At 45.0% G+C, this 11,692-nt stretch carries 12 protein-coding genes; 1 reads left to right on the forward strand and 11 read right to left on the reverse strand.

All coding sequences use genetic code 11. The features are described from left to right. Positions 1 to 7: 7 nt before the first annotated feature. From rnc to FD47_RS03605, 6 genes are all read right to left on the reverse strand, one after another. Positions 8 to 718, reverse strand: a complete 711-nt coding sequence (gene rnc / locus FD47_RS03580; protein ID WP_040538008.1) for a ribonuclease III — start codon at positions 716 to 718, stop codon at positions 8 to 10. A 53-nt stretch (positions 719 to 771) separates the two neighbouring features. Further along, positions 772 to 1,017, reverse strand: coding sequence for an acyl carrier protein (gene acpP / locus FD47_RS03585; protein WP_040538007.1), 246 nt, complete (start codon positions 1,015 to 1,017; stop codon positions 772 to 774). Between the two features lie 49 nt (positions 1,018 to 1,066). Further along, positions 1,067 to 2,107, reverse strand: coding sequence for a phosphate acyltransferase PlsX (gene plsX, locus FD47_RS03590; protein WP_056980054.1), 1,041 nt, complete (start codon positions 2,105 to 2,107; stop codon positions 1,067 to 1,069). 14 nt (positions 2,108 to 2,121) lie between these two features. Beyond that, positions 2,122 to 4,152: an ATP-dependent DNA helicase RecG gene (gene recG, locus FD47_RS03595; RefSeq protein ID WP_054733142.1), complete on the reverse strand. Its 2,031-nt coding sequence runs from the start codon at positions 4,150 to 4,152 to the stop codon at positions 2,122 to 2,124. A gap of 169 nt (positions 4,153 to 4,321) precedes the next feature. Next, positions 4,322 to 6,031: a DAK2 domain-containing protein gene (locus tag FD47_RS03600; protein ID WP_056980055.1), complete on the reverse strand. Its 1,710-nt coding sequence runs from the start codon at positions 6,029 to 6,031 to the stop codon at positions 4,322 to 4,324. A 30-nt stretch (positions 6,032 to 6,061) separates the two neighbouring features. Next, the gene (locus FD47_RS03605; protein WP_054733139.1) at positions 6,062 to 6,427 is read right to left on the reverse strand and encodes an Asp23/Gls24 family envelope stress response protein; all 366 of its coding nucleotides are present in this window, start codon (positions 6,425 to 6,427) and stop codon (positions 6,062 to 6,064) included. A 225-nt stretch (positions 6,428 to 6,652) separates the two neighbouring features. On the opposite strand from FD47_RS03605, the gene rpmB reads away from it, so the two are divergent. Next, positions 6,653 to 6,838, forward strand: a complete 186-nt coding sequence (gene rpmB / locus FD47_RS03610) for a 50S ribosomal protein L28 (protein ID WP_040538005.1) — start codon at positions 6,653 to 6,655, stop codon at positions 6,836 to 6,838. A gap of 283 nt (positions 6,839 to 7,121) precedes the next feature. Here the strand turns inward: rpmB and FD47_RS03615 are convergent, their stop codons facing one another. The 5 genes from FD47_RS03615 to rsgA form a co-directional block, all read right to left on the reverse strand. Further along, positions 7,122 to 8,396: an NAD(P)H-dependent oxidoreductase gene (locus tag FD47_RS03615; RefSeq protein WP_054733136.1), complete on the reverse strand. Its 1,275-nt coding sequence runs from the start codon at positions 8,394 to 8,396 to the stop codon at positions 7,122 to 7,124. A gap of 18 nt (positions 8,397 to 8,414) precedes the next feature. Beyond that, a complete protein-coding gene (locus FD47_RS03620) occupies positions 8,415 to 9,026 on the reverse strand; it encodes an NADPH-dependent FMN reductase (protein ID WP_056980056.1) in 612 nt (203 codons plus the stop codon). Between the two features lie 399 nt (positions 9,027 to 9,425). After that, positions 9,426 to 10,088 (reverse strand): thiamine diphosphokinase, encoded by a 663-nt coding sequence (locus FD47_RS03625; protein ID WP_054733134.1) that lies wholly within the window; start codon positions 10,086 to 10,088, stop codon positions 9,426 to 9,428. Next, positions 10,088 to 10,741 (reverse strand): ribulose-phosphate 3-epimerase, encoded by a 654-nt coding sequence (gene rpe / locus FD47_RS03630; RefSeq protein ID WP_040538004.1) that lies wholly within the window; start codon positions 10,739 to 10,741, stop codon positions 10,088 to 10,090. Before rpe ends, FD47_RS03625 begins: the two co-directional genes overlap by 1 nt. An 11-nt stretch (positions 10,742 to 10,752) precedes the next feature. Then, positions 10,753 to 11,646, reverse strand: a complete 894-nt coding sequence (rsgA, locus tag FD47_RS03635; protein ID WP_008214549.1) for a ribosome small subunit-dependent GTPase A — start codon at positions 11,644 to 11,646, stop codon at positions 10,753 to 10,755. Between the last annotated feature and the right edge of the window lie 46 nt (positions 11,647 to 11,692).

Here is an 11,692-nt window from a genome sequence, read left to right on the forward strand (position 1 = left end):
CTCCAATCTAAACTAAATTATCTTCTCTTTTATCAAAGTGCTTCAGGGCTTGCTGTGCTGCTTTCTGTTCCGCATCCTTCTTGGAATGCCCAACGCCTATGCCCAACACTTTATGATCAATTGCAACGTTAACCTTGAACAGGCGATCATTTTCCGGCCCGTACTCATCGACTAATTCATAGTCAATATCAACTGGACCATCCTCTTGGGCGAGTTCCTGCAATTCGGTTTTATGATCGAAGAATTCAGCAAACATCCCCTCGTCCAACTTGGGAAAAATCACTTGCTGAACAAATCCCTCAACTACTTTCTTGCCTTGATCAAGGTAAAGTGCGCCGACAAATGATTCAAAAATGTCACAAAGAAGCGAGTCACGATCCCGCGCGCCGGCTTTTTCTTCACCCTTACCAAGCCGAATGTACTTATTAAAATGGCATTCACGCGCAAAGGTACTAAAGCTTTGTTCATTGACCATCGCCGCTCGCAGACGCGTCAGCCGGCCTTGCGGAAGCTTGGGATAGCGGGTAAAAATATACTCTGAGACAATCAGTTGTAAAACTGCATCGCCAAGGAACTCGAGCCGTTCGTAAAATTTCAAGTTTTGATCACGATGTTCATTTACGTAAGATGCTTGGGTAAAGGCCTCATCAAGCAGATCTTGGTCATCCACGTGAATGTTGAAGTCGCGCTTTAACATTTCATTTAATCCTGGTATCAATCAAATGCCTCCAAAAGATTTATTCTCACTGCAATGGGGCAGCGTTCGCATCATTATTTATCCTGATGAGCCATGACGTAATCCACGGCTTCGTCAATTGTGTTGAGCTTTTCAGCATCGTCGTCGGAAATTTCAGCGTTGAAAGTATCCTCAAGATCAAGAACGAATTCAACAAAATCAATCGAGTCCGCGTCCAAATCCTCACGAAAATTCAAGCTACCGGTAATTTTATCACGATCGATGTCAAATTGGTCGCTGACCAAATCGGCAATTTTATTAAAAACTTCTTTTTTATCCATTATTACACCCATTCTCATTAGTTAATTCAAATCCCATTATATCAAACTATTACTTATTTTTGATACTGTCTTTAATTTGATCCAAATGATCCTTGTGGCTGGTAATATAGTCGTTTAACTCCGGGATCATTTTTGAATCAATGATCTGCTTAATCTGCCCGATTGTATTCTTAACTGTTGGCGCCTTACTGCTCCCGTGAGTCTTAACGACTGGCGCCTTTACGCCCATCAGGACAGCGCCGCCATAACGAGAGTAATCCATTGCTTTGGCGATATTCCCAAAGGTTGACTTCAGCATTGCCGCCCCCAATTTAGATTTGAGGCTTCCGGCCATAATGTTGTCCTTAATCAGGTGCAGCATTGATAAGGCGGTGCCTTCGATACTCTTCAGAACCGCATTACCGGTAAACCCATCGGTCACCACAACGTCAGCAGCCCCGTTTAACAATTCCCGGGATTCAACGTTGCCGGCAAAGTTAAGGTCACCATCGTCTGCGAGCAGATCGTGGACCTTGCGATGATCCATATTTCCCTTATCGGCTTCCGTTCCGTTATTGAGAAGGCCGATCTCAGGATTGGCAACGTTCATGACGTTTTGCGCATAATACTTGCCCATCATCGCGTACTGATACATATTTAAAACTTTGGTATCGGCATTGGCACCAACGTCAAGCATCACAAAGTTTTTCCGGCTGCTCTCAGTAACCACTGGCAGTGTTGTTGCTAACCCCGGGCGGTCAACCCCTTTAATTCGGCCAATGATAAACAATCCCGCCGCTAAAATAGCGCCAGTGTTGCCGGCAGAGAAAAAGGCGTCCGCTTCGCCATCTTTGACAGCTGTGGCAGCCAAAACCAGGCTCGATTGCTTCTTGGAACGGACCGCCTTAACTGGTTCGTCGCCCATTGCAATGACTTCATCAGCCTGCTTAACTTCAATCCGATCGTCATTTTTCAAATACTTGTTAATTTGATCAGTCAACCCGTACAGCAAAAAGGTGATGTCTGGATAGGCATCCCGGGCCAGTTCAATTCCTTCAACAATTTCTTTTGGGGCGTAGTCTCCACCCATCGCGTCAACCGCAATTTTCATGTAAGTGAGTCTCCTTAGTGGTAATTAATCGTTTGGTTCATTTGTAAATACTTTGCTAATTGTACATTTTCTGGCTTGGTTTTCCAATCTTTTTCAGCAGTAATATTTTGAGCTTCCTCATTGGCAACCGTTAAAATATTGAGATCTCCAACCGGGTCAGCGACTTTAAAATCAGGCATTCCGGACTGCTTGGCACCGGTAATGTCTCCTTGCCCACGAAGTTCAAGGTCCTTTTGCGACAGAAAGAAACCGTTGGTACTGCTTGCGACGGCCTTCATCCGCTGCTTACCGATCTCGTTTTTCGGATCAGCAATCAAAATGCAGTAGGACTGTGTCGATCCCCGGCCAACTCGCCCGCGAAGTTGGTGCAGTTGGGCAAGGCCAAAGTGGTCAGCATCAAAAATTAACATGGTATTGGCGTTGGCAACGTCAACCCCAACTTCAATGACGGTAGTGGCAACCATTACTTGAAATTGGTTATTCTTAAACGCCACCATTGCGTCATCCTTTTCTTGATTGGACATCCGGCCGTGAAGCAACCCCACTTTATAATCGGGTTCAAAAATCGCCCGGAAGCGTTCGAAAATCGCCACCGCATTTTTCATGTCAACGGCTTCCGACTCTTCAATCAACGGCGTGACAACGTATACCTGATTTCCCTGGCGAAGCTGTTTTTTCACAAATCCGATTGCTGAATCGGTCTTGGCTGACTGAATCCAGGTCGTTTTGATTGGCTTTCGTCCGGTTGGCAGCTGATCGATGACCGAAACGTCCATGTCGCCGTACATCGTAATCGCCAACGTCCGCGGAATCGGCGTGGCCGTCATCGCCAGCATGTTCGTACTGGTTCCCTTTTGCCGCAATGCCTGTCGTTGGTTGACGCCAAACCGGTGTTGCTCGTCGATAACGGCCAATCCCAAATTGGCATAATGAACGTCATCTTGAAAAAGCGCGTGGGTGCCAACGATTAAATTAACCTCCCCATCAGCGATTCTTGGAAGCATTGATCGGCGGGCAGCGGCAGAAGTGGCCCCCGTTAACAAAACAATGTTGACATTGAGGCCGGCAAACATGCTCGCAAAGCTATTGGCGTGCTGCTCAGCCAAAATTTCCGTGGGCGCCATAATGGCCGCCTGTTTGTGGGCACTAATCGCCGCCAGAATTGCAATTGCAGCAACCACCGTTTTGCCACTGCCAACGTCCCCCTGAAGCAGGCGGTTCATTTGAATCGGACGTTTCAAGTCCGCAAGAATTTCGCGAACCACTTTGGTTTGCGCTGAGGTGAGTTTAAACGGTAATTGGGCATTAAACTTGTCCAAGACTTTGGGATCGTAATCAATCTGAGCTGCCGGATCGGTCTTTCGATGAGCACCCTTTAAGATCTGGACCTTCATGGCAAATAAAAAGAATTCCATGAACTTCGCCGTCCGAAACGCCCGCTGAGCAGCCTTGGGTGACTCAGGAAAATGAATGTTTTTGATCGTGTCGTGAAAGGATTCCAGTCGGTAACGACGCCGCAGCGACGCCGGAACAATATCAACCAGGAGTGGTTGATAAGCGTCGAAGGCTAATTTAATCAGCTGCTTAATGGTTGCCTGTTTTACTTCTTTATTTGCTGGGTAAATCGAATCAAAAGAATTGGCCGTCTGAGCGGTCAAAATTTTCATCCCTTGAACGGTATTTCGGGCCTGATTGTAAGTCCCAAAAACGATCACCTCATCGTTGGCGCTCACCTCTTTTTTTAGCCAGGGCTGGTTGAAAAACGAAACGGTGTAGATATTGTCAGCAATCTTAATTCGAAAAACTAACCGACTGCGTTTGCGACCAAAGAACGTCACCGTCGGCTCAGCAATAATGATTCCCTTAACCGTGACTTTTTGCCCATCTGCTGCGGTGGCCAAGTCCTTAATTGACAAGTCGTCATAACGCCGTGGGTAGTAGGTTAACAGATCGTTGATCGTATTGATTCCTAATTTATTAAGTCCAACCAATCGCTTCTGCCCAACGCCTTTTAGAACCCCAACCGAATCCGTTAAGCTTGCCAAATGTCGTCACCCCGCTTTCGTTAATCATTTTTGACGCTATGTAAAAGCCCGTCTAGCCTGGTGGCATGGCGAACCTCCTGAACTTATAATTATCCAGTCCAATGATAACGGCGAAAAGAGGTTGGGATCCAAAGGGATGTGCCCTTGTCCCAGCCTCTTTAGCTCTCAGTTATTCCACAGAAATCAAAAATGGATAAACTGGTTGATCCCCTTCATGAACCTCAATTTCAAGTTCATCGTCCAACTTGGCAATGCCAGCCTGGACTTGTTCGGCTAATTGTTCATTAGCCCCATCGCCCCAAATAATGGTAATGGCTTCGCTGTCGTCATCCAGCATCTTTTGAACCATCGAAACCGTTGACGTGACCAGGTCATCATCAACGCTGACAATTTTCCCATCAGCAATTCCCATAAATTGGTTTTTCTTAATGTTAATGCCATCAATGCTGGTATCGCGAATGGCGCCGGTAACCTGGCCGGATTTAACGGTTGATAAATTATCTTCCATCGCTTCACGGTTGTCATCCAATGAATTATCGGGATTATATCCCAGCATCGCTGTGATTCCCTGAGAAATGGTCTTGGAATGGACAATCACAGTCGGAATCTCAACAACCTTGGCGGCCTGTTCGGCAGCCAAAAAGATGTTTGAATTATTTGGTAAGATAATCACCTGTTTGGCGTGGGTATTTTCGATCGCGTTGGCAATGTCTTCAGTACTTGGATTCATTGTCTGGCCGCCATTCACAATGTTACTGACTCCGAGTGATTTGAATAATTTATTTAACCCCTCACCGGATGAAATTGAAATAATTGCGGTATCTGACGACGGCTGGCCCTGACCATTTCCTAAACTTTCGGCCTTTTGAATCGGTGAATCTTCAGGGTCGTCATTCTCAATGATTGTTTCCTGCTGCAGCCGCATATTGTCGACCTTGACGGTTGCCAGGTCGCCAAACTCCTGACCCCAAGCCAAAACTTTGCCAGGGTGCTCGGTGTGAACATGAACTTTGACGATTTCTTCATCATTGACAACTAACAGTGAGTCGCCAAGTTTGGCCAGGTAATCATAGAATGTTTGGTAGTCAAACTTGCGATCAACTTCCTTACCCTTTCCAATGCGAACCATAATCTGGGTACAGTAGCCATACACGATATCATCAGGATTCAATTTACTTTGAACGCTTTGGTGATGAGCCGCGTCAATCATCTCGGTCATTTCAGCATCGGTTGGTTGATACTCACCATTTTCTTCATCAATTCGGCCGTTTAAAACGTCGTCAAAGGCTTCTAAAACGAACATGAGCCCCTGGCCGCCGGAGTCAACAACCCCAACCTGCTTCAAAACAGGAAGCAAATCGGGCGTCTTCTTGAGGGCCTTCTGAGAGTTTTCATAGACCGCGTCCATCACGGCAATGATATCATTGGTCGATGCAGCGGTTTTTTTGCCCGCTTGAGCAGCCAACCGAATAACGGTCAGAATTGTTCCCTCAGTTGGCTTCATAACCGATTTATACGCAGTTTCGGTACCGGCAACAAAGGCATCAGCCAAATCTTGGGCGCTTAAGACCTGCTTACCCTCAGTTGATTTGGAGAAGCCCCGAAAGATCTGGGAGAGAATGACCCCCGAGTTCCCCCGGGCACCCATCAAAAGCCCCTTAGCAAGCGACGATGCCAGTTGGCCGACATTGGCGCTGGCATCTTCATTGACATATTTATAGCCACTGGCCAACGACAAACTCATGTTAGTCCCCGTATCCCCATCTGGAACCGGGAAGACGTTCAGTGAATTAATGAAGTCGGCATTTTTATTCAGTTTATTGGATGCAGCTTGAACCATCGCCGTAAATTCGGTGCTGGTAATTTCTGTAACTTTCAACTACTTTTCCTCCTTGGTCAATTTCAGTAATTAGTCTTCGTTCGCCACTTGCACGCCCTGAACAATTACATTGACCGAATTTGCGGTAACGCCAAGCATACTTTGCAAGTCATATTTCACTTTAGACTGAACCGCCTTGGCGACTTCCGAAATTTTATTGCCGTACGCAACAATAATATAGACGTTAATTAGGATCTCGTTGTCCCGCTGCTTAACCTCGACACCCTTAAAATAATTTTCACGGTTTAAAATATCATTCATGTTATCCCGAATTTGGTTTCGGCTTGCCATTCCGACAACGCCGTAGTTATCAGTTGCAGCGCCACCAACCACATTGGCAATGACGTCGTTTTCGATGTCAACTGTTCCAAACTTTGTTTTGATTTTGACGGCCATTTGTGACAGCCTCCTTAAATTAATCTTTCAACATACTAACGATAATTAATATTACCACAATATACAATAAAACCAAAGCAACCATCCCGCCACCTAAATATTAGTGTCAAGTATAATTACTTGAAAGAAAAGTATTGCAATGCCGGGGGGAATATGATAAATTATTCTAGTGTAATGATTCAGAAATTAAGCACTAGCATTTTAAAGAAGGGAGATTTGTTACCCATGGCAAAAGATTTTATCAACGGCAAACGTACTCACTTTGGTAACAAACGTTCACACGCCTTGAACTCAAGTCGTCGCAGCTGGAAGCCAAATTTGCAAAAAGTTCGGATCCTGGTTGACGGAAAGCCAAAGAAAGTTTGGTTATCTGCCCGGACCCTTAAGTCAGGTAAAGTTACGCGCGTTTAATAAAAAGTGGATCGATGTTTAATCGGTCTTTTTTTATTGCCTTTTTTCAGGTTTGAATATCAGCATCGGGCCTGATCAATTTCTGATGATGAACAATCATCGCCAATTTAGGAACACGTAAAGAGGTTGAGACGAACGTATCGATTGTCTCAACCTCTTCATTTTTATCCGACTATTATATTGCCGAAACGTGCGACCTAAAGCAGCTTCCGGCCGTATAGGCAAACAATCCAAANGTCTCACTCTTTTTAGCTATTCTGTCACAATTTCACTCTTGAATGGACTAGTTTTCTGATGCACCACTGGTTGCGTCAACGTCGCCGCCATCATTGGTTGCTTCGGGAGTATCGACATCCTCCGACGCCCCAGTATCCGCGTCAGTCTTAGAATCGGCATCATTGGATGAAGCGCCGGTTGATGCATCCACCTTCGCGTTTGGATCAGCTACTAATTTCTGCCCGGTTTGTGCAAGATACCATTTGATCGTTGGGATTAAATCAGCGACAAATTCGTTAATCCCAACATAGTCACCGTCCGCATTATGCATCGCTTTGTAATAGTGAACAACAAACCGATCGGGACCGTTGCCTGGTACCGGCATGCTGACCAAATCAGTCTTGCCGGTTCTCAACGCGTGAATGACCGCCTTAACGCCGTGAACAGCCCGTTTTGGATGCACGTTAGCTAACGGATCCCCAGCCTGTCCCGGTGTCCGAGGAGCCAACATCTTTTTAGCATCAGCCATCCGATTGTAGTAAATAAACTGATTATTGCTGTCTGCATAAGTCAGCTCGATCGGCATCGAATTGAGGAAGTAGTTCAGCTGATCAACCGTCAAAATCCCCCGATCCAGTTTTACATAGGTATTGCCGTCGACAGCGTTCACCTTTTCAGCAGCTTTTTCAACCCAATCATCCGCCGTCATATCAACGCCTTCAATGGTCGTCTCAATTTTGCCGCTTGCCGTTAAATCTTCATTTTCAGCTTCACCGTCATCACCTGTTTTATCATTCATCATGTTGATCACCTTCACAAATTTCAAGAATTTCTGCAGCGTTGATGAAAGGAAGGAAACTGTTTTTTCGTCTTTGAGATTGCCATTCTCGTCAAAGGCTTCCTTCACGTTAGCCAGTAAGAACTCATTTCCTGGAAAAACAATCGCGTTGACACCGGGAGCTTCCAAAATTTGCCGCAAATTTAACTGAGCCCGTGATGAGCCCTGTTGGTAATAAGACGCGCCAACAATCATGACCGGTTTACCGGAAAATGGATGGACGTTAAATGACAGCCACTCCAAAGCACTCTTCAAAGCAGCGGTAATCGTATGATTATGTTCAGGGGTTGCGATGATCACCCCATCGGCATTTGAAATTTTTCGATTCAAATACTGAATCGCGCCTGAATTGGTAATATCATTGTCCTGATCAAACATTGGCAGATCGTCAATGCTCAAAATATCAATATCAACAACGTTACTAAAATGGTTGGCAATAAATTCAAGCAAGGTCCGGTTATATGATTTATCCTCAACGGTTCCAGCAATTCCAACTAATTTCATAATTGTTCGCTCCTTATTTTAACCAAAGTCTTCGTGATCCAGCTTTTTAATAGCCACCCGGTTCACATCGGTGGTGTGCCACAATTCTTTTGAAATTTTGACAAATTTCTCAAAGTCGGTAAACAGCGCGTCCAGTTGATCGATCTTCTCCTTATCGGTCAGGTTACCCTGATCATCAAAGGCACTGAGAACGTTACCAACCAGGTATTCTGAACTCGGCATAATTCTTGCGCCAAGTTCCGGTGAATCCAGCATTTGCCGCAAATGTGCCTGGGCTCTTGAAGTTCCAAGGGCCCCAAACGATGCGCCAATAATCATCACCGGCTTATCTAAGAATGGATGGATCCCGTATGATAACCACTCCAACGCATTCATCAAAACGGCGGGAACGGCGTGATCATATTCTGGCGTCGCGATGATCACCCCATCGCTGGCGTCAATTTTTTTGGCAATGTCCTTTGCTCGCTGGGGCACTTCACGGTCTGCCGGCTTGTTAAACATCGGCAGTCCGCTGACTTCAATAATCTCAATGGCCGCCTTTTGATCAAAATGCCGTTTCATAAACTGCAACAGTTGCCGATTGGTTGATTGTTTGGTATTTGTTCCAACCAGTGCAATATACTTATTCATAGAATTTGTCCCCTTTATCTAATTGTCATTAGCTTCAGCACGATTGTTAGCATGCGTTCTCAATATTCGAATTGGTGAATGAGACCATTCAAATTCTTATATCGTATATCAGAATATAATTTTATTATATATCATTTTGATACAAACATCACTAATTATCGTAAAAAATATTTATGAAAATGATTAGATCCCCAATTTACATTTTATTAACAGCGGGAAAGCAATCGGTTTCATTTCCGTTGTAACAGTTAAATCTCGAAACATCAACGTTTTCTGACCGGTTTTTAAATCAGCCTCCCAAAATGACCGGAAAAATGAAATATCTTTCACAATCCCTAGTTCATTATACTAAAAAACGACCAAGACTTCGATGATAATGGCATCAAGCCTTGGTCATTTCTAATTGTAACGATTAATATCTTTGCTTTGAATGACACACATCACGCCGCTAGCGAACTTGAACTTGGCGGTTTCACCTACAAATTCATTACTGGCAAGTGAAATTGGCCGCTTGACCCGATAATCATCCAAGCGATACTTTTCATCAAATAGTGTCAGATGATCCATCGGCGTTAGCGCCACAAACGCCAAATACTTTTTATCCGGCTCCTTCTTAATTTCATACTCGCCGGGCAAAAAGAACGTGATGGTGTTTTGCTGATCAATTAAGCGAATTTTTGGTGCAAACGGGCGAAACCGCGGCTCCAATACCATCCACAGATTTGCTAAAAAATGGTCCAGACGACCGCCGGTGGCACCATATATATCAAGACGGTCCGCATGGTGTTCCTCAAGGGCGACTTTCAAGCCAAGCTGGGTATCCGTATCATCCTTTTCCGGAATTGACTGGCGAATATCCTTCACGTGAGTTTTTACCAACTGCAATTCGTTTGGTTTTAACGAGTCGAAATCACCAATTGCGACAATTGGATCAATTCCCATATCGATCAGGTGCAGGTTCCCCCGATCAATTCCGATCCAATCGCCCTTCACACGGCCAGCCTTTAAATCAGCCGGCCATAAATCAATCGGTCCACCGACCAAAAGATTGAGTACTTTCATTATTTTGTCGCGTCCTTCAATGCTTGAATTCGCGATACTGGCGCATCGGCGTCGAAAATGTACGAGCCGGCAACGGCAACGGTTGCCCCTGCTTGATAGGCGCCGACAACGGTGTGATCATTCACCCCGCCGTCAATTTCAATATCGAACTTGAGCCCCTGATCCTTCTTAATCTTATCTAATTCAGCAATCTTTTTAACGGTTTCCGGCAAAAACTTCTGACCACCAAATCCTGGATTAACCGTCATCACTAAGACCTGATCAACCATGTATAGAACCGGTGTGATAGCCGAAACCGGTGTTCCAGGATTGATGACAACCTCAGCTTTGACGTTTTTATTTTTGATCATCTGGAGTGCCCGGTGAATGTGGGGTGTCGCTTCGGTGTGAACGCCGATAATATCCGCACCAGCGTCCGCAAAGTCATCGATGTATCGTTCCGGATTCTGGACCATCATATGAACGTCCAATGTCAGATTGGTAATTGGCTTAATCGCCTTTACCCACCCTGGGCCGTAAGATAATGCCGGGACAAACGCGCCATCCATGATATCAATATGGAGCAGCTCGGCACCCCCCTTATCAACCATTTCGATATCTCGCTGTAAATTAACGTAGTCCGCACTCAAAATTGATGGCGCAATCTTAATCATATTCAACTTCCTCACTTTTTATAATTTGGTTTTCGGTTCTTAATATCAGTATACAACTGTAAATAATTTTCGTAACGACTTTTCATAATTTTATTTTGCTGCACCTCTAATTTAACTTCGCAATCCGGTTCATTGACGTGCATGCAGCCCCTAAATCGGCATTTAACGCCAGCGCGTTTAAATTCCGGGAAATAGTTGGTTAACGCCCGAAAATCAATATCAAACGTATCATACGATGAAAATCCAGGCGTATCAGCAATCAAGCCGTCATTGACATTCAATAACGCAACCCGTCTGGTTGTGTGCTTACCCCGATTAAGGGCGGTGGAAATTTTTCCGGTTTCCAAGTTGAGATCAGGCGCCAAATGATTGAGCAGCGTTGATTTACCAGCCCCGGTTTGGCCCATGATCACATTTTCCTTATTTGAAAATAATTTACGCAATTCCGTCAACGCATCGCTTGAAAATGCCTGTTCCGGAAAAATGACATCGTATGGAATTGCCCGATACCCCGCCACAACTGTGGCTAATTTTTCCCGCTGTTGAGCGGTTAAAAGATCGGTCTTGGTGAAATAAATGACCGGTTGAATCCCACTCATCTCAAGGGCGATTAGCTGACGGTCAAGCAGATTAGTTGAAAATTCCGGCTGGGTTGCCGCTGTGGCCACAATTGCCTGATCAATGTTGGCAATTGGCGGCCGAACCAACGCATTCTTTCGTGGTAACACACTCAGAATGTAACCCTTGTCACCATCCTCAATCTGAAACTCAACGTCGTCACCCACCAAGGGCGTAATTTTCCGCTTTCGAAAGTTCCCCCTGGCACGAGTCCGATACAATTTGCCGTCTTCAGCGTGGACATCATAGAAGCCCGCCAAAGACTGATAAATTTTTCCCTTTAGCAATTAATCACCTCTCTAACAAAAAAAGTTACTTCGCCCTTTATTATAC

It is taken from the genome of Lentilactobacillus parafarraginis DSM 18390 = JCM 14109 (genome assembly GCF_001435895.1).
Classification (GTDB): Bacteria; Bacillota; Bacilli; order Lactobacillales; family Lactobacillaceae; genus Lentilactobacillus; species Lentilactobacillus parafarraginis.

Excerpts from the sequence above, each read along its gene's own strand:
- FD47_RS03625 (WP_054733134.1), bottom strand. The coding sequence starts at position 10,088 with ATGAAAGTACTCAATCTTTTGGTCGGTGGACCGATTGATTTATGGCCG.
- FD47_RS03605 (WP_054733139.1), bottom strand. The coding sequence starts at position 6,427 with ATGGCCGTCAAAATCAAAACAAAGTTTGGAACAGTTGACATCGAAAAC.
- rpe (WP_040538004.1), bottom strand. The coding sequence starts at position 10,741 with ATGATTAAGATTGCGCCATCAATTTTGAGTGCGGACTACGTTAATTTA.
- FD47_RS03615 (WP_054733136.1), bottom strand. The coding sequence starts at position 8,396 with ATGAAATTAGTTGGAATTGCTGGAACCGTTGAGGATAAATCATATAAC.
- acpP (WP_040538007.1), bottom strand. The coding sequence starts at position 1,017 with ATGGATAAAAAAGAAGTTTTTAATAAAATTGCCGATTTGGTCAGCGAC.
- rpmB (WP_040538005.1), top strand. The coding sequence starts at position 6,653 with ATGGCAAAAGATTTTATCAACGGCAAACGTACTCACTTTGGTAACAAA.
- FD47_RS03620 (WP_056980056.1), bottom strand. The coding sequence starts at position 9,026 with ATGAATAAGTATATTGCACTGGTTGGAACAAATACCAAACAATCAACC.
- plsX (WP_056980054.1), bottom strand. The coding sequence starts at position 2,107 with ATGAAAATTGCGGTTGACGCGATGGGTGGAGACTACGCCCCAAAAGAA.